Here is a 24,559-nt window from a genome sequence, read left to right as displayed (position 1 = left end):
CTTTTTGGCGTTTGAAAAAGTGAGTCGCCGTAAGGGCGAAACCATAAGACGCCGTTACCGCAGCAACGGATATGTACTCAGACAACAATCCCCCACAGGCGTTGACGCACAGCCCCAGGCCGTGAGGAGGCAAGCAGTTCAAGAGGTCTGCTCACTTGATTCCCTACACCCCCTCCCAGCATGGTCAATACTCAAGGATTGAAGCCAAGCCAAACAACCGCTACCCCTCGGGAGGTTTGTCATGTCTGGTCAATCTCGCTTCATGCTGGTGACTTCGCCGCTGATGGAACACAGCCCTGCTTTCGACCGGGCGGCCGCGCTGGCCAAGGCGGAGGGCGCGGCGTTGCATATCGTGGCCTTCGACTATCTGGAAGGCCTGGCCACAGCGGGCATGGTCAATGAAAAGGCGCTGGAACAGATGCGCCTGGGTTACGTCGATCGCCACCGTCAGTGGCTGGAAGACCAGGCCCGGCCCCTGCGCAAAATCGGCGTAACCGTTACAACGGAAGTGACGTGGGTGCAAAACCCGCTGGAGGAAATCCTGATTCACCTCAAGGAACAGCCGATGGATGTACTGATCAAGGCGCTGGAGCACCAGTCGTTGCTGTCACGGTTGATCTTCACCCCGCTGGACGTGCATCTGCTGCGTGAGTGTCCGGTACCGTTACACTTCGTCAGCCACGCGGTCAACGCGCTGCCACGCAAAGTGGTCGCCGCCGTCGACCCCTTCCATCGTGATGATCACTACAAGAGTTTCAACGACCGCATCCTGCACGAGGCCACGAAACTGGCGACTGCCTGCAATGCCGAACTCGATGTGGTCTATGCCTATGACCTTTCGTCCATCAGTTCGGACGAGTTCGGCTTTGACAACGGCTCGGCGTTTTTTTCCTCGAGCCGCAACAAGACCCTGTATGACGCACAGTTGGACGCCTTCAACGAACTGGCCGAACGCAATGGCATCGCCGAAGCGCAACGGCACATGATCATGGGCAACCCGGCCAAGGTCCTGACCCGCTACGCCGATGCCTTTGACGTCGACGTGATCGTCATGGGTCGTCTGGGCCATCGCGGCATGGGGCGCTTGATCGGCAGCACGGTGGAGCACCTGCTGTACAAAATGCCCTGCAGTGTGTGGGTGGTGTACACCGAGCGGCTGGATGAATAGCCGCCCGATGCACAGGTTCTCAACGCCTGGTGATCACCACTTCCAGGTACTCACTGGGCACCACCATCGACTTGTCGCCCGCTCGGTTGAGGCGGTTGAGCAATTCGGTCAGGTCGTCTTCCAGGGCCTTGGCGCCGTCGGGGGGAAGCGCCGCGAAGGCCTTGTGGATCGGGCCGTACCAGCTGCGGAAGGTGTCGATGAAATGCTCGGCCGAGCGATAGCGGAAGTTGAAGGTCCGGCGAGTCACCTGCACCAGGAAATCGCGCTCGTCGAAGTGCTTGTGCAACCAGGCTTCGGTGCCCCACTGCGACGGCGGTTGCGCGCCGGGCGGTGGCGGCATGTGCCGGCCCAGGGTCTTGAACATCTGGCCGACGAAACCTTCCGGGGTCCAGTTGGCCAGGCCGATCCGGCCACCGGGGCGACACACTCGCGCCAGCTCCGCGGCGGCCTTGGCCTGGTCGGGCGCAAACATCACACCGAAGGTTGAAAGCACGGCGTCGAAACTGGCATCGGCGAAAGGCAACGCTTCGGCGTCCGCCACCTGGAAGGTCACGTTCAGGCGTTCCGCACGGGCACGGTCTTCGCCACGTTCAAGCAATGCGGCCACGTAGTCGGTGGACACCACCCTGCAACCGCGACGCGCGGCGGCCAGGGTGGCGTTACCGTTGCCGGCGGCAACGTCCAGCACCTGTTCATCGCACAACAGGTCGCAGGCCTCGGCCAGTTGTTCGCCGACGATCTGCAAGGTGGTGCCGATCACGGCGTAGTCGCCACTGGCCCACGCGGCCATCTGACGGGTTTTCAGGGCAGTAAGATCAATAGGTGTACTCATGGAGACAATCTCTGGTTTGGTACAGCATCGGGCACCGGCTCACTCAGCCGTGGTGGGATCGATGATGTTCATGACCTGGGAAATCCGATTGGCCGGGAAACCGCCCTGCCGGGCATGCTCCCTGATGAGCTCCTCGTTTGGCGCGATGTACACGCAATACAGTTTGTCGCCGGTGACATAACTCTGCAGCCATTGCACCTCTGGCAACTCGCGCAACACCCTGCAGGACTTTTGCGAGACGGCTTTCAAATCCCTTTCTGACAGTGCTCCGGCGCCTGGAATCTCGCGTTCAATGACGAACTTGGGCATGGCAACCTCACTTTATTCTTATTGATGACAGGACCCGCTGGCCCTGTGTGCGAACTATCTCTCTGACGCCGGTCGGCGTCCTGCCCGATCGTCGGCCAACATTGCCCGATCGTCCGGAGAATTCACCTTGGGCCGTGACGCGTTCACAATCAGAAACCCCCGCACGGGAAAACGCCCATGGATGCCCTGTCACAGACCCTGCGCGTCGTCCGCCTGGTCGGCGCGATTTTCATCAACGCCAGGTTCACCGCGCCCTGGTGCTATCAGTCGCCGAGCGCCGACACCGCGGCGCCGTTCCTGGAACCGGGCGCCGAACGCGTGGTGATATTTCACTTGATCACGGAGGGCGAGTGCTACGTCGAACTGGGGGATGATCCGCCGCTGCTACTAAACCCTGGCGACGTGGTGATTTTCCCTCAGGGCCATGCCCATCGCATGAGTTCCCAGCCGGGGTTGACGCCCGCCAGCGGCGCACGGCTCGACGAAATACTGGCGCGGCGCCCCCGGCAGTTGAGCTACGGCGGTGGTGGTGCGGTGACGCGCCTGGTGTGTGGCTACCTGGCCTGCGACACGCGTTTGGCCGGCATGTTGTTGGCAGGGTTGCCGCCCGTGGTCAGGGTCAATGTGCGCGGTTCCAACGCCGGCATCTGGCTGGAATCCTCGGTGCGATACGCCTTGGCCGAAGCGCGATCGCCAAGGCCTGGGGGCGAAGGCGTGCTGGCGAAACTGGCCGAGGTGCTGTTCATCGAAGTGCTGCGCCTGTACATGCACGAACACGGCAAGGGGCGGACCGGTTGGCTGGCTGGCGTGAGTGACCGGATTGTCGGTGCGGCCCTCAATGCCTTGCACAAGAAACCCTGCCACGCCTGGACGCTGGATGAACTGGCGCGCACTGCCGGCACCTCGAGATCGGTCCTGGCAGAACGCTTTGCGCAATTGGTGGGGGTGACGCCGATGCAGTACCTGACGCAATGGCGCATGTTGCTGGCAGCCAATCTGTTACGCAGCAGTAACAGTTCGTTGATGCGCATCGCCGAAGAGGTGGGTTACCAGACCGACACGGCGTTCAGCCGGGCCTTTCGCCGTGAATATGGAGCGCCGCCAGCGGCGTGGCGGCGCAGTCAGGAGAAAAAAGTGATGGCCCACGATGCTGTGAGCCATTGAAACCTCAAAAAGATCGCAGCCTGCGGCAGCTCCTATAGGGAACGCGAACTCTGTAGGAGCTGCCGCAGGCTGCGATCTTTTGACTTCAAGCCGCTGGAACGGAGGCCTTCGCCTCTTCCAACAACTGCTGAATCACTTTCTCCTGAGTCTCATAGCTGCCCTCACCAAAGTGGGTGAAACGCACCTGCCCCTTGGCATCGATCAGGTAGTGGGCGGGCCAGTACTGGTTGTCGAAGTTGCGCCAGATCGCATAGTTGTTGTCGATCGCAACCGGGTAGGTGATGCCGTATTCCTGCACCTTGTCCCGGACGTTGTCGATGATCCGTTCGAACCCGTACTCAGGGGTGTGCACGCCGATCACCACCAGGCCATCCTTCTCGTACTTCTTCGCCCAATCCTTGACGTACGGCAGGGTGTGCTTGCAGTTGATGCAGTCGAAGGTCCAGAAGTCCACCAGCACCACTTTGCCTTTGAGCGATTCGTTGGTCAGTGCTGGCGAGTTGATCCACTCCACCGCACCGGCCAGCGACGGCATGGCGCCCTGGGCGTTGTCCATGGACTCGGCCTTGACCTTGCTGACGAAGTAATCGACGACTTTCGGCACGGTTTCCAACACGCCTTTCTCGACGCTGCCGACACCTTGCGACGAGGTGTTGGCCAGCAGCACATCGTCTGCTCCCGTGGCAATCACCGCCGCACCGGCCAACACCGCCACACCGGCACCACGACGCAACCAGCCAGTGACCGGAATCGACGGTTTCAAGCGATTGACCAGGCCACGACCGGCGAAGATCAAGGTGCCCAGGGACAATGCGCTGCCCAGGCCGTAGGCCACCAGCAACAAACTGGTCCCGGCATTCGCGCCCTGCAGCATGGCGCTGGTGAGAATCACCCCGAGGATCGGCCCGGCGCAGGGTGCCCAGAGCAGGCCGGTGGCGACGCCGATCATGATCGAACTCAGCGGGCCGGACAATGTGCGGCTGTTGGGGTCGATGCGATTACCCAGCGCCACGAACGGACGCGCCAACCAGTCTCCGACCCGAGCGGAAATCAGCGACAGGGCGAACAGCACCATCACGACCAGTGCCACATGGCGCCCGGTATTGCTGGCTTCGATCACCCATTCACTGCTGACCACCGCCAGGCTGGAGATCAGGGCAAATGTCAGGGCCATGCCGCCGAGGGTCAGCAGGATTGAGGACCGCTTACGGTCGGCACCGGCGAACAGGAAGGGTACGACCGGCAGGATGCACGGGCTGAGGACGGTCAATATGCCGCCCAGGAAAGCGATGAGTAACATGGGGATCACCTTGAAATAGAGGGTGGCAGCTCACCTCCGTCCCCTGTGGGAGCTGGCTTGTCGGGTCGCCGCATCGCAGCGATAGCGGTCAACAAGTCACATCCATGCTGAATGTGCCACCGTCATCGCTGCGATGCGGCGACCCGACAAGCCAGCTCCCACAAGGGATTGGTGGTGTTCAGGTTTCAGGCCGTCTGGCTATCGAGCAACTTGCCCTGAGGCGTGCGGCTGGAGCCATTTTCTGCCACCACCTGCCCCTGCGGCGTGCGGTTGTAGCCGTCCTCGGCGAGGAAGGCATCACCGCCCTTCCCGGCCACCGGCGTCAGCTGAAAGCAGGTGCTGCTGCCGCAAGCGTTTTGTTCTACAGCGGCGTTGGCATGGGCCGCGGCACCGGCAACGGAGAAAGCAATGGCGGTCAAGAAGCGGGTGACGTTGTTCATGATGTTGCTCCTGGCTGGATTGGAATGCGCTAAGGGAGATGACTCGACTCAGTTGTCCGAGCTGCAGTTGTCGGCCAATTTGCGGTAGTCCAGGACCTGGGTCTTGCTCTGGGAATCCAGGTAGGTCAACTGGGCGTTCACCACGCCGCAGGAAGGCGAGGCATCCTGTTTCAGCGACACCACTTTCTTGATGTCCAGGTGCGTGCCGTAGCTGTAGCTCATCGGCGTAACAACAGCTTCGGCGCGGGCCGACAGGGTGCAGATGTTCAGGGCGGCAAACAGGCAAGCGGCGTAGATGGCTTTGGTGTTCATGGCGGTTTCCTCAAGGTTCATCGTTTGTTGGCAGAGGCGCTTTGGTTTGCCTCGATGGAACCTATTAGAAGCCTGCGAGGTATCCCGTATGTGTCGGGAACCGGCGCGGGTAAATCGGTAAGTATCTGGACCGGGCCGGGATACACAGGGATACAAAACCCGGCAAAATGACTGTTTTTGCGTCGGTGTGTATCCGCCCTCAGGCCAGATACACTGCAATACAAAGGGCGGCGGGCGAGCGGGCCAAGGCTCGATAGACTGTGCGACATCCCCCACTGACAGAGGCAAGTCCCCATGGAGCACGTCGATCACATTCTCATCGTTGACGATGACCGCGAGATACGCGAGCTGGTGGGCAACTACCTGAAGAAAAACGGCCTGCGCACCACGGTCGTGGCCGATGGCCGGCAGATGCGCAGCTTCCTCGAATCCACGCCGGTGGACCTGATCGTGCTGGACATCATGATGCCGGGCGACGACGGCCTGATGCTTTGCCGCGAACTGCGCGCCGGCAAACACAAGGCCACCCCGGTGTTGATGCTCACCGCGCGTAACGACGAAACCGACCGCATCATCGGCCTGGAAATGGGCGCCGACGACTACCTGGTCAAGCCCTTCGCCGCCCGTGAACTGCTGGCACGGATCAACGCCGTACTGCGCCGCACGCGCATGCTGCCACCGAACCTGGTGGTGACCGAATCCAGCCGCTTGCTGGCCTTCGGCCGCTGGCGCCTGGACACCTCCGCCCGGCACCTGCTCGATGGCGACGGCACCATGGTCGCCCTCAGCGGCGCCGAGTACCGGTTGCTGCGGGTGTTCCTCGATCATCCGCAGCGGGTGCTCAATCGCGACCAATTGCTCAACCTGACCCAGGGCCGCGACGCCGACCTGTTCGATCGCTCCATCGACCTGTTGGTCAGCCGCCTGCGCCAGCGCCTGCTGGACGACGCCCGTGAGCCGGCCTACATCAAGACCGTGCGCAGCGAGGGCTACGTGTTTTCCCTGCCGGTGGAAATCGTCGGTGCGCCAGCATGAACCTGTCACTGCGCTGGCCCCGCACCCTGGCGTCAAGACTGTCGCTGATCTTCCTGGTCGGCCTGATCCTCGCCCAGGCGCTGTCCTTCGGTGCGCAGTACTACGAGCGCTATGAAAGCTCGAAAAACACCATGCTCGGCAACCTGGAAACCGACGTCTCGACCTCCATCGCCATCCTCGACCGCCTGCCGGCGCAAGAGCGTGCGAGTTGGCTGCAACAACTGGATCGGCGCAATTACCGCTATCTGCTCAACGAAGGTTCACCCGGCACCGCCATGGACATGGACATGCCCGAGGCACCGATTGCCATGACCTCGATCAAGAATTCCATCGGCAAGGACTACCCGATGACTTTCAGCGATATCCCCGGGCCTGTGAAACACTTCCAGGTGCACCTCAAACTGTCGGACGGCAGCCCGTTGACCATCGACGTGCGGCCTTCGATGGTGCCGCTGTCGCCCTGGCTGCCCATCGTGCTGCTCGGGCAATTGGCGCTGATGCTTGCCTGCACCTGGCTGGCCGTGCGAATCGCCATCCGCCCCCTCACCCGCCTCGCCGAAGCCGTGGACACCCTCGACCCCAACACCCACCCGGTGCTGCTGGACGAAAAAGGCCCGACCGAAGTGGCCCATGCCGCCAAGGCCTTCAATGCCATGCAGGCACGCATCGCCGCTTACCTGAAGGAACGCATGCAACTGCTGGCGGCGATCTCCCACGACCTGCAAACGCCGATCACCCGGATGAAACTGCGCGCCGAATTCATGGACGACTCGGTGGAGAAAGACAAACTGTGGAACGACCTGGGCGAGATGGAACACCTGGTGCGCGAAGGCGTGGCGTATGCCCGCAGCGTCCACGGCGCCACCGAAGAAAGTCGGCGCACCGACCTGGATTCGTTCCTCGACAGCCTGGTGTTCGATTACCAGGACATGGGCAAGCAGGTGCAGCTGACTGGCAAAAGCGCCACCGTCATTGACACCCGCCCCCACGCCTTGCGGCGAGTACTGGTGAACCTGACGGACAACGCGCTCAAATTCGCCGGTGCTGCGGAACTGCTGGTTGAAAAGAAATCCGACGGCAGCGTGTCGGTGAAAGTCATGGACCGTGGTCCCGGGATTGCCGAAGCGGAACTGGCCCAGGTCATGCAACCGTTCTACCGCGTGGAAAACTCGCGTAACCGCAGCACCGGCGGCACCGGCTTGGGCCTGGCCATCGCGCAACAGCTGGCGTCGGCGATCGGGGGATCGTTGACGTTGAGCAATCGCGAGGGTGGTGGCTTGTGTGCCGAGCTCAAGTTGCGCGGTAAATGACGGTCGCTGCAGCGGCCGGTCACTGCCTACCATTGGTCGCTACTGTCATATCTGACAGTAGCTGACACCCACAGGTTGCTGTGCAATCGCTCTCCGCCGAGGATTCGGAGAAACTGCCATGGACCTGCTCCAATCGATTAACCGACTGTGTGCGCGGCTGGCTCCCGGTGGCTGGCATTCGTTGCTGTTGTCCCATGGCCTGGACATCCTGGCGGTACCACTCGACGCCGAGCTGATCAAGCCGCTCACCATCGACCGCAGCCTGCGTGGTTTCGAGGACTTCGCCAGCGCCGGCATCCGCGCCATCGAAGCCGCACAACCGGCGCGCAGCCTGCTCTATCACGCGCTGGCCTCACCCGGGGTGACCCACGACGACGCCGGCCAGCCTTTGCAATTGTTCCCCACGCCCGGCGAAATTGAAGCCGTCCTGGATTATGTCTATGGCGTCAGCCCGCCCACGCTTGAAAGCCTGCAACAACAGGCCCAGGGTCGCCCCCTGGCAGTGGCGGTGTTTGCCAGCCAATACCGCAACGCCGCCGATACCGTGCACGGCCAACACGCCGACCTGTGTTTCTCGCGCACCGGTATCGCTCGGGTGGGCACCGCGCCTTGCCAATACGACGCGCAACTACGCAGCTTCCTGCCGTTCGTAGAACACGACCCCTACGGCATCCGGATCATGCCCGTGCGATACAGCGCCTACATCGCCATGCAACACAGAGGCGATGCCGCACGCTTTGGGCCGATGGACTTTCAGACCGGGGATGCCGAACTGGACTTCTGGGTGCCGTTGCACAAGCTGTTCAACGGCAGGCAATGCCTGGCCGGGATGGATCTGACGATGGACCTTGAAAACCATCAGGTCAACGAGAAGCTGCGACACATTCATCTGCGCCACAGCGCAACCGGCTGGCAGGAGCCGCAGATCAGCCAGCCGCCCTTTGTCATCCGCGACGACCTGGCCCATTGGGCAACCCTGGACGACCTCGGCCCTGGCCTGCTGCTACCGCAGGTCAAAGCGAAGCTGGTGGAAGAAGCCACTTACCAGGGGCAGCGTCTGTCCTTCATCATGCCGGCCAACACCGGTGGCATGGTGCATGGCCGCCACACGTTGGATGAGGAAGGCCGGTTCGAGGATCTCAATGACCTGGAGGGGGTGGCGGAACGGGTCAAGCAAGGTGGCTATCTCGCCCTGCACTATCACGACGGTACCGCCGACGGCTGGGTCCGGGCCCATTGCCAGCCCCTGGACAATCTACTGCCATCAGTGGCGGCGTATTCGGTGATTGGCGCCCCGGATTTCTTTGCCCTTTGCAGCCAGCGCCAGTTGATACGCTGGGCACGTGAGGAGCCCGCCCTGCCCAACCCGAACATCTGGCATGCCCGGCTGGAGGCGTTGTCGAATGTACGCTACTGCGCCAACCTGAACCTGCAGGATCAACCCTTTTCGGCTGAAGATCGCGGGGTAACTGCCATCGTGGCGTTGCCGTACGACACTCAATCCACATCGTTGCCGGCTAAAAGCGTCGCCCCCATTGCCCGCCCCTCCCCGCTGCCGGACGCCGCGGCGGGTATCTTCGGTCCCGGCTGGGAAGTCGGCTGGGTGCGGCAGCGCGGTGAGGACGGGAGCTGGTTGAACATGCTCTCGGGTTACCAGATGGCCAGCCCCTTTACCGAGGACGTACGCATTTGTGCGGCCCTGGGTTCCTACTGGCCCGGCGTGGCGCCGGACTCCGCCCGCACCTTCGAACCGCGATCGAGCCTGCACAGCATCATCCCGCTGACCGATGCGGAAATCGGCCAGGGCGACGCCCCTGCCTGGGACCATCAGCAAGGGCCGCAGTTGGTAGAGCATGATGGGCGGATGCTGGTGCGTTACCACGCCTACGAATACAGCGACTACACCCAGGTGGCCCTCGATGGGCGTTTCTCCCTGCATTTGACCGGCCGCGTCACACCACAGGAGTACCAGGAACGCGTGCTCTCGATGCACCGCGTGTACAACGTTCTCGGGGCCGGCAGTGACCATGGCCAGCGCAACACCTGGCCATTGCTGGCTTTCCGGCGGGTGCAACGACCGGATCCGGAACTCGACACGGCCCAGCAGGAAGCGGGTCTGATTCTCGATGGCTGGGTCCATCGCTACCAGGTATATAAACGCGGTGCCAGCTGGACCCCGGACAGTGATTTCAAGCTGCGCTACGTGGCCATCGAACGCCAGGTCAGCCTGCTGGTCGGTGCCGGGGCGATCCTGATCAAGGAAGAATCGGCAGCTTGGCAGGTCGCACTTGAAGCCCTTTGATGCCGTGGTGATCGGCGGCGGTCCGGCAGGTTGCGCGGCAGCGATCAGCTGTGCACAACGCGGCTTGCGGGTGGCACTGCTCGAACGCGAGAGGTTTCCAAGGTTTCGTCCAGGGGAAAGCCTGCACCCGGGCATCGAACCCTTGCTGCAACAGCTCGGGGTCCCGCCCTTTTCTGCTCAACACGCGGTGCGCTTTTCCGGACACTGGGTACAGTGGGACGGCCCACTGCGCTTCAACGGCTTTGGCGGTGACAGCGGCGGTACCTGGCAGGGTTTTCATATCGCCAGGGCAGCGCTGGACACGGCGTTGCTGCAGCGGGCTGCGGCGCTCGGGGTCAGTGTATTGCAGCCGTGCCAGGCCCGGCGCCTTCTCACCCACGACCGGCGGGTGATAGGCGTGGAAACCGACAAGGGCCCTCTGTTGAGTACTTACCTGATCGATGCCAGCGGCGCCGCGGGCTGGCTGAGTCGCCAACACCGCCTGAGCGTTCAACGCTGTTCGCCACTGCTGGTAGCCCGGTACGGTTATCTGCAAGGCTGTCTCGATCCTTATCAATACGCCCCGCACCTGTTGGCCGACCCCGAGGGCTGGACATGGGTGGCAAACGTCCAGGATCAATTGCTGCACTGGACGCGCCTGTGTTTTGCCGAGGGCAAGTCCACCCCCCATGCCGTGCCCGAAGCGTTGCGCGGCTTACCCCCATCGGGTCCGGTCCTGGGTGCCGATGTCTCCTGGCGCGTGAGCACGGCGCCGGCCGGTGCGGGTTACTTCATGGTGGGCGATGCGGCCAGCCTGCTCGACCCTGCGGCTTCCCACGGGGTACTCAAGGCCCTGATGAGCGGCATGCAGGCGGCACAAGCGCTGTTCGACAGCCTTGAGCAGCCCACTATCCAGTATTCGGCGCAGGGGCAATACAGCCAATGGGTCAGCGATTGGTTTGCCCGTGATCTGGCGCAGATGCGCCACTTTTATGCGACTCATCCGTGCCCGCCGGATTGGCTGGCGTCCTGGGGTTGAACGCTCAATGCACCCGATCGACGACCCCGACGACCGCCTCGGCATGCAACTGCTGCAACAATGCCAGGCCGTTGCGCACAAAGGACTCGGTGTCGGTCGCGTCCACCTCCTGCGCCAACCCTTGCAGTTGCCCGAGTCCATCGAGTTCCGGGAACTGGTCAATTCTCTGCAACAACCTCCACGCCAACGGACTCAATTCAGAAAACTTCACACTGAAATCCGGGTCCCGGCGCACCAACAACAACGTCGGCTGATCCGGCGGTGCATCGGGCTGATAATTCGGCCCGACCAACTGCACCGGCCAGGCAAACGCCAAGGGCCAGGCCAATGGCGAAACCCGTAACGGACGACTCAGCAACACATCAGCATCGCCGGGCGATAGCGGATCGATCTCGGATTGTTGCAGGGCCATTTCCACCCATTCGTAGTGCGCCAGTTCGACCATGAACGGCGGCCACTTTCCTGCGACCAGCGCCGGGGGTTCAGAGGCGAGGAAGTCGACGAATTCCTCGGCGATTTCGCCGAATTTCGGCGTGTGGGCGCGGTAGTCGCGCAGGAAGATGCGCACCAGTTTGCGCCATTGCTCATCACCGAGAATCTTCACCAATACCGGAAAGGTGCCGCTGATCAATGACGACAGGTTGGCGAACACCAGGTCGCGATAAACCTGAGCCCGTGCCGGGTCCATTTCCGGCGGCGGCGCGTAGCGCTCCGGATCACGCAAGTAGCGACCCATGCTGTTTTGCTGTTCGTGCAGCGAGCGCTTAGCCACGGTTCTCCTCCTCGCTTTGCAACCGGCGAATGGTCTGCAACTCGGCGACCAGCTCGGAAAACGCCGGAAAGTTGAAATCGCGTTCGAGCAAGGTCGGTTGCGCGCCGAATCGGGCATAGGCCTGGGCCAGCAACGACCACACCGCCGGCTTTACCGACGCGCCATGGGTGTCGATTTTCAAGGTGTCGGACTCATCGAAGTGTCCGGCAATGTGCATGGCCACCACACGGTTCGCATCGATTCCGTCCAGGAAAGTACGCGGGTCGAAACCGTGGTTGATCGAGTTGACGAACACATTGTTGACGTCCAGCAACAGGTCGCAATCGGCTTCGCGCAGCACGGCATTGGTGAACGTTACTTCGTCCATGTCCTGCTGCGGTGCCGCGTAGTAGGAGACGTTTTCCACCGCCAGGCGACGGCCGAGAATGTCCTGGGCCTGACGGATGCGCGCGGCGACGTGATGCACCGCTTCTTCGGTAAAGGGCAACGGCAACAGGTCATACAGGTGACCGTCATCGCTGCAATAGCTCAGGTGCTCGCTGTACAGCGGCACGTTGTGGTGGTCGAGGAAAACCCGCACTTCCTGCAGAAATTCCACATCCAGCGGCGATGGCCCGCCCAGGGACAGGGACAAGCCATGACAGGACAACGGATGGCGCTCGGCCAGGGTTCGCAACGCCGCGCCATGGGCACCGCCGATGCCGATCCAGTTCTCTGGCGCGACTTCGAGAAAGTCGAAATGACCGGCCGGGGCGGCCAGCAGGTCCTTGATTAAACCGCGACGCAGGCCGAGCCCGGCGCTGGCCTTGGCTGATGTGGCAGGGGTTTGCATGATGTCGATTCCAAGGGTTGTCAGAACGTCATCACAGTTAGTCGAAGGGATGTATCGGGTCTGTGTTGAGTGCCGACGGAAAATAGCTGGGCTTGTATCGGCAGCGGGTCTGTACACACTCTGGTACAAACCCGCCTCCGGGCATTACGCCAGGTCGTACTTCTCGCGCACCAAATGGCCGATGCCCATGCGATCGAGCACATCCATCGGGCACAGGAATGTCACGCGCACAGTACCTGGCAGGCGACTGATGTCGATGGAACCGGTGATGGTGGCGCGATTGAGCACTTCGTCATAAGGAAGACCTGTGACGTCGGCAGCGCGCGCCAAGCCGTTCTCAACCGCCAGGTTGAGGTTTTCGCCGCTGCCGATGAAGGTGATCGGGCCGCTCTGTTCGATCTCGTGCTGGCCCCAACGCTCGCCCAGTGCGCGGACGCTGGCCCGCTGTTCGGCACTCATCGGCCGGGCCATCGGCGGCAGGTCGTCGAGGTTTTGCAGGAGGATCGGCCCTTCCAGGGTCAGGTTTTTCACCACCTCCACCACCACTTCGGTTTCCCCCGAGCAATCGGTGGCGTGGCCGGCGATCTCGCCGTTGCCCTGCTGGGCGTGCATGTCGCCCATGTACACACCCGCGCCGGGCACTTTCACCGGGCAGATCAACACGCAACCTTCGCGGATCGAATTGGTGTCCATGTGGCCGTCGGTCTTGGCGGCGTGCAGTTCTTCGCGGCTCATGCCGAAACGGTGCGGCGCATTGATCAGGTATTGGCCGAAATCGGCGCAGTTGTGCGAGTCGGGCAAGTCGCGCGAAGGCAGGGTGCCGATGTTGCCGAGGAACGGGCGCATGTGCGCGGCGACGCCGGGGATATCGGCGCGGGCCAGGGACAGGATCGAATGTTGCGCGGCGAACTCCGGCAGCGCCGACATCTCGGAGGCTTTGCCCGCCAGTTGGTTGGCGATGTCCTGGTTGACCGTCAGGCTGACCTGGTTCTGCGCGTCGAACACGATCACATAACCATGGCTGAAGCGGAACGCGCTGACCTCGGCGCCACAGTGGTTGCAGCGAATCGCGTCCTCTCCAATGCCTTCGACATGGCTGGCCGGGTGCTCGGTGCCGCACTTGGCGCAGAACTTGGAGACGAACGGATCGCCGTTGTAGCGCCCCTCGACGAAGCTCATGACCCCGGACGAAGTGGCCAGCGAAGTGACACGCATGCTGTTGATCTTGATCGCCACGGCATCGCCGATTTGTGCCCCGGCAATGGCCACCGGTTGCGTCACTTCATGGCCGCCCTCGAAAGCGGGCGTGATCATCGGCCCCCAGCAACCTGGCGGTGTACCGGTGATCAGGGTGCCGCCGTCGGCCAGCGGGCCGAGCATCGGCTGGCTCGGGCCAATGATGCCGTTGGTGTAGCGATCGACCCGCAGGCGATCGACCGGCGTGGCGTTGAGATTGGATTCAGGCATTGTGATCCCCTCGGAGACAGGAGCAAACGGCCGCCTGCTCAGGCGACCTAGGAAAAGGTCTTGGTCGCCACGGTTCAATGGCGCCAAAACGGCCTGATCAGTTCAGCGCAAGTTTGTGTCTGGGCTGTGTTCGGGGATGGCCTTGAATTGAGGGGGACTGTATCGGGAGGCTGTCTGGATACATTGGGATACATGCACAGGCGCTGCCGAACACTGAACCCCTGTAGGAGTGAGCCTGCTCGCGATGGCGTCGTGCCAGGCAACCTCCCAGCAAATGATAAAACGCCATCGCGAGCAGGCTCGCTCCTACAGGGGGTCAGTGTCCGGTCTGGGGGATTTTCGTCGCTCCAGGCCACTGCGTACGGCTTGCGAACTAGACTTAATGCACACAGGACCTGCTCGATCTCCTGTTCATTCCCACGACCACCGCCCGGGCGTACAACGCTTCCGGACCGTGATCCTGCAAAAGGAGCACACGTGATGGACGAGGCCAAACTCAATGAATTCATGGGCAAACTGGTAGGTGACATGGGTGGCGCGGCGATGCTCGCCAACGTCATCCTCGGGGAAGAGCTGGGCTTGTACCGGGCCATGGCCGACAGCCAGCCGATCAAGCCCGAAGCCCTTGCCGAGAAGACCGGCTGCAACCCTCGCCTGGTGCGCGAATGGCTCAGCGCCCACGCCGCTTCCGGCTATATGGAACACAGCGACGGTCAATTCCGCCTGCCCGAAGAACAGGCCCTGGCACTGGCCGTCGAAGACTCGCCGGTCTATATCGCCGGCGGCATCGGCGTGGTCGCATCGTTCTTCCATGACAAGGACAAACTGGTCAAGGCCATGCGTGGCGACGGCGGCCTGGCCTGGGGCGATCACCATCCGTGCATGTTCAGCGGCACCGAACGCTTCTTCCGGCCTGGCTACAAGGCGCACCTGATCGCCGAATGGTTGCCGGCCCTGGACGGCGTGGTGGCCAAACTGGAAGAAGGCGCCAAAGTCGCCGACATCGGCTGCGGTCATGGCGCGTCGACGGTGATCATGGCCCAGGCGTACCCGAACTCGCGGTTCGTCGGTTTCGACTACCACGCGCCGTCCGTCACCGTCGCCACCCAGCGCGCCGAGGAAGGTGGCGTGTCCGGCCGCGCACGGTTCTTCCAGGGCACGGCCAAGAGTTATCCCGGCGACGACTACGACCTGGTCTGCTACTTCGACTGCCTGCACGACATGGGCGACCCGGTGGGCGCGGCCAAACACGCCTACGAGTCGTTGAAGCCGGACGGCACGGTATTGCTGGTGGAGCCATTCGCCAATGACTCACTGGACGACAACATCACCCCGGTCGGCCGGTTGTTCTACGCCGCCTCGACCTTCATCTGCACGCCCAACTCGCTGTCCCAGGAAGTGGGTCTCGGGCTCGGCGCCCAGGCAGGCGAAGCGCGGTTGCGCAAGGTGTTCAGCGAGGCCGGGTTCTCGAGTTTCCGCCGGGCTACGGAAACGCCGTTCAACCTGATCCTGGAGGCACGCAAATAACACGCCGCACCGTTTGTCGTAGGAGCTGCCGGAGGCTGCGATCTTTTGATCTTGCTTTTTTCAGATCAAAGTCAAAAGATCGCAGCCTCCGGCAGCTCCTACCCTTCCAGCGGAGTGTTGACCATGATCGACAGCCTCATCCACGAACAACTCGATCGCCTCCGGCACCTCATGGCCGACGAGCCGTTCGCGGTCCTCACCGGCGCCGGTATCAGCACGCCGTCGGGCATTCCGGACTATCGCGACAATCAGGGCGTAAGGCGTGGCCGTCAGCCCATGATGTATCAGGAATTTCTCTCGGCACCCGAATCCCGACGGCGCTATTGGGCGCGGGCGATGCTCGGCTGGCCGCGAGTGCGCCAGGCGCAACCGAACGTGGCCCACGACACCCTGGTCCGCTTGCAAAGCAATCGGCAAATCAGCGGACTGATCACCCAGAACGTCGACACCTTGCACGACCAGGCCGGCAGCCATGACGTGATCGAACTCCACGGCAGCCTGCACCGGGTGCTGTGCCTGGATTGTGGAAAACGCAGCGAGCGCGATTCGATCCAGCATCTGATGGAAGTACAAAACCCGTATCTGGCCGGCGTCGACGCGGTGCAGGCACCGGATGGCGATACGCTGCTGGACCCTGCCTTCGAAGCGCGCTTCCAGGTTCCGCATTGCCCCCACTGCTCTGGCGCGCGGATGAAGCCGGACGTGGTGTTTTTTGGCGAGAACGTCGCCCAGGAGACGGCCGACAAGGCGATGGCCACGATGGAAAAGGCGGCGGGGTTACTGGTGGTGGGCTCGTCGCTGATGGCGTATTCGGCGTTTCGCCTGTGCCGGGCGGTGGTGGATCAGGGCAAGCCGTTGCTGGCGATCAACCTGGGCAAGACGCGGGCGGATGACATGCTGGATTTGAAGATCGAGGGGTCGTGCGAGCAGTTGCTGCCGTTGCTGGCACAGCATCTGGCTCGCTGAAGATCGTTCCCACGCTCTGCGTGGGAACGATCAGACTCTACACCGCAAAATCCTGCGCCTTGAGCACATCAAACAACGCCTGCGCCGCCGCCGACAGCTCCCCGCCCGGCAAGGTCAGCACACCAATGGCCCGTTCCACCACCGGGTCGCGCAAGGTGATGCAACGCGCGCCCAGTTCACGCATCTGCCCCGCACACAGCGCCGGCACCACGCTCACGCCCAACCCGCTGGCGACCATCCGCCCGACCGTCGCCAGTTGATGGCTTTCAAATTCAACTGGCAGCTTCATGCCCCGGGCCTGCAAATGCTCTTCCAGCATCACCCGCACTGTCGACGGGCGCTGCAAAGTAATGAACGGTTCCTTGAGCAACGTCCGCCAGTCGATTTCATCGAGCTCGACCAGCGGTGAATCCTGGGGCACCACCGCCACGAAGCGATCCATGTACAGCGGCGTGAACTGCAGGGACGAACTCATGGTCGGCTGGAAGGCCACGCCCAGTTCCACCTGGCGATCACGGACCATTTCCAGCACCTGCTCGTTGATCACGTCGTTGACCGTGACGTTGACTTTCGGATAGCGCACGCGGAATGTCTTGAGGATTGGCGGCAGCAGGTTGCCGGCGAACGACGGCATGGCCGCCAGGGTCACGCGACCGCGCTGCAGGGTGAAGCGCTGACGCATCTCGTCCTCGGCGTTGTCCCAGTCGGCGATCAGGCGGCGCGCCAGCGGCACCAGGGATTCACCCTCGGCAGTCAGCGCCACGTTGCGCGTGTTGCGGGTGAACAGACGCCCGCCCAGGCCTTCTTCCAGCGCCTTGATGGTCAGGCTCAAGGCCGATTGCGACAGGTGCAGGCGCTCGCAGGCCACGGCGAAACTCAGGCTCTGGGCCACGGCCAGGAAGGCGCGGATCTGCTTGACGGTCATCTCGCTTCGCTCAAGTTGTAAGCTGCTAGCTTCAAGCTGCAAGTTAGAGCAGCGGTTTATTGAGTTTTATCTATCAATTAACCTTAAAAATCAACTTAACAAATGAATCTTGTAGCGCGACACTCAATCCCATTCGGCTAGCCAGCCGCCCACAAAGAATAAAAGAGGTGCATATGGCAGGTTTCGACAAGCGCGTGAGTTCCTACGAGGAAGCCCTGGCCGGTCTTGAAGACGGCATGACCGTGATCGCCGGCGGCTTCGGCCTGTGCGGGATCCCGGAGAACCTGATCAACGAGATCAAGCGCAAAGGCACTCGCGACCTCACCGTCGTTTCCAACAACTGCGGCGTCGACGGTTTCGGCCTCGGCGTACTGCTGACCGACCGCCAGATCAGCAAAGTGGTGGCTTCCTACGTCGGCGAGAACAAGCTGTTCGAAGAACAACTGCTCAAAGGCGAAATCGAAGTCATCCTGACCCCGCAAGGCACCCTCGCTGAAAAAATGCGCGCAGGCGGCGCCGGCATCCCGGCCTTCTTCACCGCCACCGGCGTCGGCACCCCGGTTGCCGACGGCAAGGAAGTGCGCGAATTCCATGGCCGCAAGTACCTGATGGAAGAGTCCATCACCGGTGACTTCGCCATCGTCAAAGGCTGGAAAGCCGACCATTTCGGTAACGTGATCTATCGCCACACCGCCCAGAACTTCAACCCGCTGGCCGCCACCGCCGGCAAGATCACCGTGGTCGAAGTCGAAGAAATCGTCGAACCCGGCGAGCTGGACCCGGCGCAGATCCACACCCCTGGCATCTACGTCGACCGGATCATCTGCGGCACGTTCGAGAAGCGCATCGAACAGCGCACCGTACGCAAGTGATCCCCTGCCCCCGGACCGAATGAAGGAATAACAACAATGGCACTTTCCCGCGAACAAATGGCTCAACGCGTCGCCCGCGAAATGCAGGACGGCTTCTACGTGAACCTGGGCATCGGCATCCCGACCCTGGTCGCCAACTACATCCCCGAAGGCATGGAAGTCATGCTGCAATCGGAAAACGGCCTGCTGGGCATGGGTCCGTTCCCGACTGAAGACACCATCGATGCCGACATGATCAACGCCGGCAAACAAACCGTGACCGCCCGTATCGGTGCGTCGATCTTTTCCTCGGCCGAGTCCTTCGCGATGATTCGCGGTGGCCACGTCGACCTGACCGTGCTGGGCGCCTTTGAAGTGGACGTGCAAGGCAACATCGCCTCGTGGATGATTCCCGGCAAGCTGGTCAAGGGCATGGGCGGTGCGATGGACCTGGTGGCCGGCGCCGACAACATCATCGTCATCATGACCCACGCGTCCAAGGACGGTGAGTCCAAGCTGCTGTCCCAATGCAGCCTGCCGCTGACCGGCGCCGGCTGCATCAAGCGCGTGCTGACGGACCTGGCCTACCTGGAAATCGACAATGGCGCGTTCATTCTCAAAGAACGTGCACCGGGCGTCAGCGTCGAAGAGATCGTTGCCAAGACTGCCGGTAAACTGATCGTGCCGGACCACGTGCCGGAAATGCAGTTCGGTGACCTGTGAGGAATCAGTCCATGCAAGAAGTCGTCATTGTTGCCGCCACGCGCACCGCGATTGGCAGCTTCCAGGGTTCCCTGGCCAGCGTATCCGCCGTTGACCTGGGCGCTGCGGTGATCCGTCAGCTGCTGGCGCAAACCGGCCTGGACCCTGCGCAAGTCGATGAAGTGATCATGGGCCAGGTACTGACCGCCGGCGCCGGGCAAAACCCTGCGCGCCAGGCAGCCATCAAGGCCGGCCTGCCCTTCGCCGTGCCGGCCATGACCCTGAACAAGGTCTGCGGTTCGGGCCTCAAGGCCCTGCACCTGGGCGCCCAGGCGATCCGTTGCGGCGACGCCGAGGTGATCATCGCCGGTGGCCAGGAAAACATGAGCCTGGCCAACTACGTCATGCCTGGTGCCCGCACCGGCCTGCGCATGGGCAACGCGCCAATCGTCGACACCATGATCAGCGATGGCCTGTGGGATGCGTTCAACGATTACCACATGGGTATCACCGCCGAGAACCTGGCCGAGAAATACAGCCTGAGCCGCGAGCAGCAGGACGCGTTCGCCGCCGCCTCGCAACAGAAAGCCGTGGCCGCCATCGAAGCCGGGCGCTTCGTTGACGAAATCACACCGATCCTGATCCCCCAGCGCAAGGGCGATCCACTGTCCTTCGCCACCGACGAGCAGCCACGGGCTGGCACTACCGCCGAATCCCTGGGCAAGCTCAAGCCGGCCTTCAAGAAGGACGGTTCGGTGACCGCCGGCAACGCTTCGTCGCTCAACGACGGCGCCGCCGCCGTGATCCTGATGAGCGCCGAAAAAGCCAAGGCCCTGGGCCTGCCGGTGCTGGCGAAAATCGCTGCCTACGCCAACGCGGGCGTCGATCCGGCAATCATGGGCATCGGCCCGGTGTCGGCCACTCGCCGTTGCCTGGACAAGGCCGGTTGGTCCATCGACCAGCTTGAGCTGGTTGAAGCCAACGAAGCCTTCGCCGCGCAATCGCTGGCCGTGGCCAAGGACCTGGAATGGGACTTGAACAAGGTCAACGTCAACGGCGGCGCCATCGCCCTCGGCCACCCGATCGGTGCCTCAGGTTGCCGCGTACTGGTGACCCTGCTGCATGAAATGATCAAGCGTGACGCCAAAAAAGGCCTTGCCACCCTGTGCATCGGTGGTGGTCAGGGCGTGGCCTTGGCGCTCGAACGGGCTTAAAGCGTTCAACAGACTGCGCGGGGACCCACGAAGAGCCGCGCAGTCTGGAAAAACACCCGGTGTAACTTCGGTTACACCGGGTTTTCTCGTTTCCGTGTAGGAGCGAGCCTGCTCGCGATGGACGTCAACGATGACGCGCGCCGTCTGAATGATCGCGTTGTCCGGACGTTCATCGCGAGCAGGCTCGCTCCTACACAGTGCCGCGTCAGGCGAACTTCACCAGATTCAACGCCGGCAGCGGTCCGCCCGGAAACTGCACCAGCCGCGCACCGACGCTCAACGCCCCAAGATCAATCCCGAAGAACCCCAGCCGCTCGATCAACGCCGCCACTTGCGCCCTCGCCTCGGCATCGTCGCCCGAGAAAAACAGCACCCTTCGCCCACCGTCCGCTGCCGGGTCGCTCTCAAGCAAATGCGCCTGAAGGTGATTGAACGCCTTGACCACCCGCGCCCCCGACACCCATTCGGCAAACACCTCGCTGGACATGCGTCCGTGCAGGTCCACTGCCTTGAACGACGGCGCTTCGATCGAGTTATTGGCATCGATCACGATCCGCCCGGCAAAATCCGGCAAGCCGGCCAGTGCCGTCGGCAACTTCGACCAGTTCACCGCCACCAGCACGATGGGTTGGGCAGCAGCTTCTTCACGGGTACCGGCGCGGGCGGTTGGCCCGAGCTCTGCCACCAGCGAGGCCAGGCTTTCGGGGCCGCGACTGTTGCTGATGACCACTTCAATGCCTTGGCGTGAAAGGGCTTTGGCGAATGCCGCGCCGATTGCGCCGGCGCCGATAATTCCAATTGTGCTCATGAGACGTTCCTCGCAATGAGTTGATCAGGCGGTGAAACCACCGTCGGCGATGATGTCGGCAGCGGTAACGAACGCCGCCTCTGGGCTGGAAAGGAAGGCCACGACACTGGCAATGTCCTCGGGCTTTCCGTAACGGCCAATGGCGATGCCGGGGCCGACGATTTCGCTGACGGGACCGCCATCGGGGTTCATGTCGGTGTCGGTCGGGCCTGGGTGTACGGTGTTGACCGTGATGCCCTTGGGTCCGAGATCGCGGGCCAGGCTGCGGTTGAACCCAGCGATGGCACCTTTGGTCAGGGTGTAGAGCGATGCGGTCGGGAACGCGGCGTAATGGGTCATCGACGAGCCGATATGGATGATCCGCCCGCCTGCTTTCATGGTGCGCGCCGCCTCCTGGGTGGCGACAAACACGCCGGTGACGTTGACCGCGATCATGCGTTGGTAGTCGTCGAAACTGATGTCCTCGATCGGTCCGCCAAGGGCGATACCGGCGTTGTTGACCAGTATGTCGAGGCTGCCGAACGCCTCGACGGTACGCGTCACCGCGCCACGCACCGCCTGCGGATCACCGGCATCGGCTGCAATCGCCAAGGCACGGCCGCCAGCGCCTTCGATGGCCTGCACCACCTCAAACGCTTTGGCGGGCGATGCGCTGAAAGTGAGTACTACGTTGGCGCCATCGGCTGCCAGACGCTTGGCGATCGCCGCACCAATGGAACGGGAGCCGCCGGTGACCAGCGCGGCTTTACCTTCAAGTGGAAGTCGGGTTGTCATTGCTGTTTCACTCCGGGGTTGGGAATGGAGTGAATACTGCGCTTGCCATTACGGCGTGATTAGCCGGTAATGCCTTGAATGATTTTCAAGCCTTGCTATCAGGTGAATGTCGATGGAAACCCTCGCCAACCTCGAATCCTTTGTGCGCAGTGCTGAAACCCGAAGCTTCTCGGCAGCCGCCCGCTTGCTCGCGCTGACCCCGGCCGCCGTGAGCCGCAACGTGGCCATACTGGAACGCAACATCGGCGTTCGCCTGTTCCAGCGCTCAACCCGCAAACTGTCCCTGACCGAATCCGGGGAACGCTTCCTGGCCAGCATCGGCGGCAACCTGGAGGCGCTGCAAGCGGCGATCAACGCGGTCACCACCGATCGGGGCGAGCCGGCAGGCGTACTCAAGGTCAGCCTGGCGCCGACGTTCGGCATTGGCCATGTCCTGCCACTGCTGCCGGCGTTTCTGGCGCGCTACCCGCTGATACGCCCGGAATGGCATTTCGAAAACCGTGCCGTGGACTTGATCGCCGAAGGTTACGACGCCGCCATCGGCGGTGGCTTCGAGTTGACCCCGGGCGTGGTCTCCCGAACCCTGGCACCGGCCACCGTCGTGGCCGTCGCCTCACCAGCGTATCTGGTACAACGCTGCCTGCCCGCCACCCCGGCGGACCTGGCCCGGCACACCGGGATCGTGATGCGCGGCAGCCGTACCGGGCGGATCCGGCAATGGCTCATGCGCGATGGCGCCGGCCATGAAATGCCCGCCAGCCTCAACGAAAATATCGTGCTCAACGACCCCACCGCCATGCGCGAAGCGGCAATGCTGGGATTGGGCGTGACGCTGCTGGTGCTGTCCGATGTGCAACCGAACATCCAGCGCGGTGAACTGGTGCACCTGTTGCCCGATTGGCAGGGCGATGCGGGGGCGATTTCGCTTTACTACCCCAGCCGCACGCTGATGCCGGCCAAGACCCGGGTGTTCATTGATTTTGTGGTGCAGGCGTTTAACCGCTGAACAACTGCAGAATCAACCAGCTATTAGCCCCACTGATCACCACGAACAAGCCCCACGCCAACACCCGGGTCGGCAGGCGATTGACCAATGCCCCCATGAGTTTTTCATCATTGGTCATGCGAATCAGCGGATACAGCGCAAACGGCAACTGCAGGCTCAGCACCACCTGGCTCAACACCAGCAGCTTGCCCACCGCGTCGTCGCCCATCAGCCAGACGCCAATGAACGCCGGGATCAAGGCCAGCCCTCGGGTGATCAGGCGTCGTTGCCAGCACGGCAGCCGCAAATTGAGAAAACCCTCCATGATCACCTGGCCGGCGATGGTGCCGGTGAAGGTCGAACTCTGCCCCGAAGCCAGCAACGCAACGCCAAACAGCACACTGGCCAACGCGCCGCCCACCAGCGGATCAAGCAAGTGATAGGCATCCTGTATGTCGACCACATCGGTATGCCCGCTCTGGTGAAACGCCGCGGCGGCGAGGATCAGGATCGCCGCATTCACCAGCAGCGCCAGCGCCAGGGAACCGATGGTGTCGATGCGCGCCAGATTGACCGCGTCGCGCTTGCTCGCAAGGTCCTTGCCGATCATCCGGGTCTGGACGATCGAGGTGTGCAGGTACAGGTTATGCGGCATTACCGTGGCGCCCAGTATGCCGATGGCCAGGTACAGCGGCGCCGCATCGCTGATGGCCTCAAGCGAGGGCTTGAAGCCTTGGGCAACGTCCGGCCAGTACGGCTTGATCAGCAGCAACTCGACGAAAAAACACACGCCGATGGTACCCACCAACACCAGCATGATCGCTTCCAGGCGACGGAAACCACGATTCTGCAAGGCCAGCACCAGCAAGGTATCGAACGCCGTGAGGGCAATGCCGAAAGTCAGCGAACACCCCAGCAACAGATGAAACGCCAGGGCACAACCGAGCACCTCGGCGAGGTCGGTGGCAATGATCGAGATTTCCGCCAACAGCCACTGCGTGCGCGCGGTCCGGGTGCTATAGCGTGCGCGGGACAATTGCGCCAGATCGCGCCCGGTGGCGATCCCCAGGCGTGAACACAAACACTGCACCACCATTCCCGCCAGGCTCGCCAACAGCACCACGAACAGCAGGCTGTAGCCAAAGCGAGACCCGGCCTCGATGGCGGTCGCCCAGTTGCCCGGGTCCATGTAGCCGATCGACACCAGCAAACCCGGGCCGGCAAAGCGCAGCACGCGCTTGTAGAACGAGGCGCCAGGGTCAACAGCAACGGTACCCGCCACCTCCGGCGGGCAAAATGGCGCGGTTCCAACTTTGGGCAGGCTGAATTTCACGCAATGATCCATCAACAGGTGGAAAGGCTCAGCATTGATACCGTCTTGGCCCTGACTGAGCAAGGTGGTTGCTGCATTGCTGCACACACAATATCGCCATGTATACGCATACCCCTGTAGGAGCCCGGCTTGCCGGCGAAGGCGGCCGAAAGACCAGCGCAATGCTCAAAGACGCCTTCGCCGGCAAGCGGGGCTCCTTGTATGTTGGCCAAA

Annotated in this window: 24 protein-coding genes; 12 read left to right on the top strand and 12 right to left on the bottom strand. The window is 62.4% G+C overall.

Features of this window, described 5'->3' with window-relative positions; all coding sequences use genetic code 11:
• Positions 1-241: 241 nt before the first annotated feature.
• Positions 242-1,168, top strand: a complete 927-nt coding sequence (locus tag PMI35_RS08450; RefSeq protein ID WP_008063081.1) for a universal stress protein — start codon at positions 242-244, stop codon at positions 1,166-1,168.
• A 19-nt stretch (positions 1,169-1,187) separates the two neighbouring features.
• Here PMI35_RS08450 and PMI35_RS08455 read toward each other — a convergent pair whose 3' ends face one another.
• Entirely contained in the window at positions 1,188-2,000 is an 813-nt protein-coding gene (locus PMI35_RS08455) for a class I SAM-dependent methyltransferase (protein WP_008063079.1), read from the bottom strand.
• A 39-nt stretch (positions 2,001-2,039) separates the two neighbouring features.
• Positions 2,040-2,309: a DUF4242 domain-containing protein gene (locus tag PMI35_RS08460; RefSeq protein ID WP_008063076.1), complete on the bottom strand. Its 270-nt coding sequence runs from the start codon at positions 2,307-2,309 to the stop codon at positions 2,040-2,042.
• Positions 2,310-2,486: 177 nt separating this feature from the next.
• Between PMI35_RS08460 and PMI35_RS08465 the strand changes: the two genes are divergently transcribed.
• Positions 2,487-3,473, top strand: a complete 987-nt coding sequence (locus tag PMI35_RS08465) for an AraC family transcriptional regulator (protein WP_008063074.1) — start codon at positions 2,487-2,489, stop codon at positions 3,471-3,473.
• Between the two features lie 85 nt (positions 3,474-3,558).
• Here PMI35_RS08465 and PMI35_RS08470 read toward each other — a convergent pair whose 3' ends face one another.
• The 3 genes from PMI35_RS08470 to PMI35_RS08480 all read right to left on the bottom strand — a co-directional run bounded on the left by PMI35_RS08470 (position 3,559) and on the right by PMI35_RS08480 (position 5,525).
• The gene (locus PMI35_RS08470) at positions 3,559-4,773 is read right to left on the bottom strand and encodes a cytochrome c biogenesis protein DipZ (protein ID WP_008063072.1); all 1,215 of its coding nucleotides are present in this window, start codon (positions 4,771-4,773) and stop codon (positions 3,559-3,561) included.
• A 185-nt stretch (positions 4,774-4,958) separates the two neighbouring features.
• Entirely contained in the window at positions 4,959-5,213 is a 255-nt protein-coding gene (locus PMI35_RS08475) for a hypothetical protein (RefSeq protein ID WP_008063071.1), read from the bottom strand.
• Between the two features lie 48 nt (positions 5,214-5,261).
• Positions 5,262-5,525 (bottom strand): DUF2790 domain-containing protein, encoded by a 264-nt coding sequence (locus PMI35_RS08480; protein WP_008063068.1) that lies wholly within the window; start codon positions 5,523-5,525, stop codon positions 5,262-5,264.
• A 294-nt stretch (positions 5,526-5,819) separates the two neighbouring features.
• Here PMI35_RS08480 and PMI35_RS08485 point away from each other — a divergent pair, with 294 nt between their 5' ends.
• The 4 genes from PMI35_RS08485 (at position 5,820) to PMI35_RS08500 (ending at position 11,190) form a co-directional block, all read left to right on the top strand.
• Positions 5,820-6,560: a response regulator gene (locus tag PMI35_RS08485; protein WP_008063067.1), complete on the top strand. Its 741-nt coding sequence runs from the start codon at positions 5,820-5,822 to the stop codon at positions 6,558-6,560.
• Positions 6,557-7,870 carry an ATP-binding protein gene (locus PMI35_RS08490; protein ID WP_008063064.1) on the top strand — a complete coding sequence of 438 codons (1,314 nt, stop codon included), beginning with the start codon at positions 6,557-6,559 and terminating at the stop codon, positions 7,868-7,870. Before PMI35_RS08485 ends, PMI35_RS08490 begins: the two co-directional genes overlap by 4 nt.
• Positions 7,871-7,988: 118 nt before the next feature.
• Complete coding sequence (locus PMI35_RS08495; protein ID WP_008063062.1) at positions 7,989-10,172, top strand: hypothetical protein; 2,184 nt, start codon at positions 7,989-7,991, stop codon at positions 10,170-10,172.
• Positions 10,159-11,190, top strand: a complete 1,032-nt coding sequence (locus tag PMI35_RS08500; RefSeq protein ID WP_008063060.1) for an NAD(P)/FAD-dependent oxidoreductase — start codon at positions 10,159-10,161, stop codon at positions 11,188-11,190. Before PMI35_RS08495 ends, PMI35_RS08500 begins: the two co-directional genes overlap by 14 nt.
• 4 nt (positions 11,191-11,194) lie before the next feature.
• Here the strand turns inward: PMI35_RS08500 and PMI35_RS08505 are convergent, their stop codons facing one another.
• The 3 genes from PMI35_RS08505 to PMI35_RS08515 all read right to left on the bottom strand — a co-directional run bounded on the left by PMI35_RS08505 (position 11,195) and on the right by PMI35_RS08515 (position 14,261).
• A complete protein-coding gene (locus PMI35_RS08505) occupies positions 11,195-11,962 on the bottom strand; it encodes an HvfC family RiPP maturation protein (RefSeq protein ID WP_008063059.1) in 768 nt (255 codons plus the stop codon).
• Entirely contained in the window at positions 11,955-12,794 is an 840-nt protein-coding gene (locus PMI35_RS08510) for an HvfB family MNIO-type RiPP peptide maturase (protein WP_008063058.1), read from the bottom strand. The genes PMI35_RS08505 and PMI35_RS08510 overlap by 8 nt, the downstream gene beginning before the upstream one ends.
• 144 nt (positions 12,795-12,938) lie before the next feature.
• On the bottom strand, positions 12,939-14,261 hold the full coding sequence (locus tag PMI35_RS08515; RefSeq protein ID WP_008063057.1) for an acetamidase/formamidase family protein: 1,323 nt from the start codon (positions 14,259-14,261) through the stop codon (positions 12,939-12,941).
• Positions 14,262-14,741: 480 nt separating this feature from the next.
• On the opposite strand from PMI35_RS08515, the gene PMI35_RS08520 reads away from it, so the two are divergent.
• Positions 14,742-15,788: a class I SAM-dependent methyltransferase gene (locus PMI35_RS08520; protein WP_008063056.1), complete on the top strand. Its 1,047-nt coding sequence runs from the start codon at positions 14,742-14,744 to the stop codon at positions 15,786-15,788.
• 123 nt (positions 15,789-15,911) lie between these two features.
• Positions 15,912-16,754, top strand: a complete 843-nt coding sequence (locus PMI35_RS08525) for an NAD-dependent protein deacetylase (RefSeq protein WP_008063055.1) — start codon at positions 15,912-15,914, stop codon at positions 16,752-16,754.
• Positions 16,755-16,791: 37 nt separating this feature from the next.
• On the opposite strand, the gene PMI35_RS08530 is transcribed toward PMI35_RS08525, so the two are convergent.
• The gene (locus tag PMI35_RS08530; protein ID WP_008063054.1) at positions 16,792-17,679 is read right to left on the bottom strand and encodes a LysR family transcriptional regulator; all 888 of its coding nucleotides are present in this window, start codon (positions 17,677-17,679) and stop codon (positions 16,792-16,794) included.
• A 173-nt stretch (positions 17,680-17,852) separates the two neighbouring features.
• Between PMI35_RS08530 and PMI35_RS08535 the strand changes: the two genes are divergently transcribed.
• From PMI35_RS08535 to PMI35_RS08545, 3 genes are read left to right on the top strand one after another with little or no spacing between them, the layout of a single operon-like run.
• Positions 17,853-18,551 (top strand): CoA transferase subunit A, encoded by a 699-nt coding sequence (locus tag PMI35_RS08535; RefSeq protein ID WP_008063052.1) that lies wholly within the window; start codon positions 17,853-17,855, stop codon positions 18,549-18,551.
• 36 nt (positions 18,552-18,587) lie between these two features.
• Positions 18,588-19,253 (top strand): CoA transferase subunit B, encoded by a 666-nt coding sequence (locus PMI35_RS08540; protein ID WP_008063050.1) that lies wholly within the window; start codon positions 18,588-18,590, stop codon positions 19,251-19,253.
• A gap of 11 nt (positions 19,254-19,264) precedes the next feature.
• Entirely contained in the window at positions 19,265-20,446 is a 1,182-nt protein-coding gene (locus PMI35_RS08545) for an acetyl-CoA C-acetyltransferase (protein WP_008063048.1), read from the top strand.
• A 205-nt stretch (positions 20,447-20,651) separates the two neighbouring features.
• On the opposite strand, the gene PMI35_RS08550 is transcribed toward PMI35_RS08545, so the two are convergent.
• Together PMI35_RS08550 and PMI35_RS08555 are read right to left on the bottom strand one after the other, a co-directional pair.
• Positions 20,652-21,254: an NADPH-dependent F420 reductase gene (locus tag PMI35_RS08550; RefSeq protein WP_008063046.1), complete on the bottom strand. Its 603-nt coding sequence runs from the start codon at positions 21,252-21,254 to the stop codon at positions 20,652-20,654.
• Between the two features lie 24 nt (positions 21,255-21,278).
• On the bottom strand, positions 21,279-22,028 hold the full coding sequence (locus PMI35_RS08555; RefSeq protein WP_008063045.1) for a 3-oxoacyl-ACP reductase family protein: 750 nt from the start codon (positions 22,026-22,028) through the stop codon (positions 21,279-21,281).
• Positions 22,029-22,140: 112 nt separating this feature from the next.
• Between PMI35_RS08555 and PMI35_RS08560 the strand changes: the two genes are divergently transcribed.
• Positions 22,141-23,034, top strand: coding sequence for a LysR family transcriptional regulator (locus PMI35_RS08560; protein WP_008063043.1), 894 nt, complete (start codon positions 22,141-22,143; stop codon positions 23,032-23,034).
• On the opposite strand, the gene PMI35_RS08565 is transcribed toward PMI35_RS08560, so the two are convergent.
• Positions 23,024-24,346: an Nramp family divalent metal transporter gene (locus tag PMI35_RS08565; RefSeq protein WP_032831877.1), complete on the bottom strand. Its 1,323-nt coding sequence runs from the start codon at positions 24,344-24,346 to the stop codon at positions 23,024-23,026. The two genes, PMI35_RS08560 and PMI35_RS08565, sit on opposite strands and share 11 nt — an antisense overlap.
• Positions 24,347-24,559: the final 213 nt, after the last annotated feature.

The organism is Pseudomonas sp. GM78, assembly GCF_000282475.1.
Classification (GTDB): Bacteria; Pseudomonadota; Gammaproteobacteria; order Pseudomonadales; family Pseudomonadaceae; genus Aquipseudomonas.
This window is presented reverse-complemented; position numbering and strand designations above follow the sequence as displayed.

What these genes read in the sequence shown, in the direction of transcription:
- PMI35_RS08450 (WP_008063081.1), top strand. Translation starts at nt 242, where the DNA reads ATGTCTGGTCAATCTCGCTTCATGCTGGTGACTTCGCCGCTGATGGAA.
- PMI35_RS08455 (WP_008063079.1), bottom strand. Translation starts at nt 2,000, where the DNA reads ATGAGTACACCTATTGATCTTACTGCCCTGAAAACCCGTCAGATGGCC.
- PMI35_RS08460 (WP_008063076.1), bottom strand. Translation starts at nt 2,309, where the DNA reads ATGCCCAAGTTCGTCATTGAACGCGAGATTCCAGGCGCCGGAGCACTG.
- PMI35_RS08465 (WP_008063074.1), top strand. Translation starts at nt 2,487, where the DNA reads ATGGATGCCCTGTCACAGACCCTGCGCGTCGTCCGCCTGGTCGGCGCG.
- PMI35_RS08470 (WP_008063072.1), bottom strand. Translation starts at nt 4,773, where the DNA reads ATGTTACTCATCGCTTTCCTGGGCGGCATATTGACCGTCCTCAGCCCG.
- PMI35_RS08475 (WP_008063071.1), bottom strand. Translation starts at nt 5,213, where the DNA reads ATGAACAACGTCACCCGCTTCTTGACCGCCATTGCTTTCTCCGTTGCC.
- PMI35_RS08480 (WP_008063068.1), bottom strand. Translation starts at nt 5,525, where the DNA reads ATGAACACCAAAGCCATCTACGCCGCTTGCCTGTTTGCCGCCCTGAAC.
- PMI35_RS08485 (WP_008063067.1), top strand. Translation starts at nt 5,820, where the DNA reads ATGGAGCACGTCGATCACATTCTCATCGTTGACGATGACCGCGAGATA.
- PMI35_RS08490 (WP_008063064.1), top strand. Translation starts at nt 6,557, where the DNA reads ATGAACCTGTCACTGCGCTGGCCCCGCACCCTGGCGTCAAGACTGTCG.
- PMI35_RS08495 (WP_008063062.1), top strand. Translation starts at nt 7,989, where the DNA reads ATGGACCTGCTCCAATCGATTAACCGACTGTGTGCGCGGCTGGCTCCC.
- PMI35_RS08510 (WP_008063058.1), bottom strand. Translation starts at nt 12,794, where the DNA reads ATGCAAACCCCTGCCACATCAGCCAAGGCCAGCGCCGGGCTCGGCCTG.
- PMI35_RS08515 (WP_008063057.1), bottom strand. Translation starts at nt 14,261, where the DNA reads ATGCCTGAATCCAATCTCAACGCCACGCCGGTCGATCGCCTGCGGGTC.
- PMI35_RS08520 (WP_008063056.1), top strand. Translation starts at nt 14,742, where the DNA reads ATGGACGAGGCCAAACTCAATGAATTCATGGGCAAACTGGTAGGTGAC.
- PMI35_RS08525 (WP_008063055.1), top strand. Translation starts at nt 15,912, where the DNA reads ATGATCGACAGCCTCATCCACGAACAACTCGATCGCCTCCGGCACCTC.
- PMI35_RS08530 (WP_008063054.1), bottom strand. Translation starts at nt 17,679, where the DNA reads ATGACCGTCAAGCAGATCCGCGCCTTCCTGGCCGTGGCCCAGAGCCTG.
- PMI35_RS08535 (WP_008063052.1), top strand. Translation starts at nt 17,853, where the DNA reads ATGGCAGGTTTCGACAAGCGCGTGAGTTCCTACGAGGAAGCCCTGGCC.
- PMI35_RS08540 (WP_008063050.1), top strand. Translation starts at nt 18,588, where the DNA reads ATGGCACTTTCCCGCGAACAAATGGCTCAACGCGTCGCCCGCGAAATG.
- PMI35_RS08545 (WP_008063048.1), top strand. Translation starts at nt 19,265, where the DNA reads ATGCAAGAAGTCGTCATTGTTGCCGCCACGCGCACCGCGATTGGCAGC.
- PMI35_RS08550 (WP_008063046.1), bottom strand. Translation starts at nt 21,254, where the DNA reads ATGAGCACAATTGGAATTATCGGCGCCGGCGCAATCGGCGCGGCATTC.
- PMI35_RS08555 (WP_008063045.1), bottom strand. Translation starts at nt 22,028, where the DNA reads ATGACAACCCGACTTCCACTTGAAGGTAAAGCCGCGCTGGTCACCGGC.
- PMI35_RS08560 (WP_008063043.1), top strand. Translation starts at nt 22,141, where the DNA reads ATGGAAACCCTCGCCAACCTCGAATCCTTTGTGCGCAGTGCTGAAACC.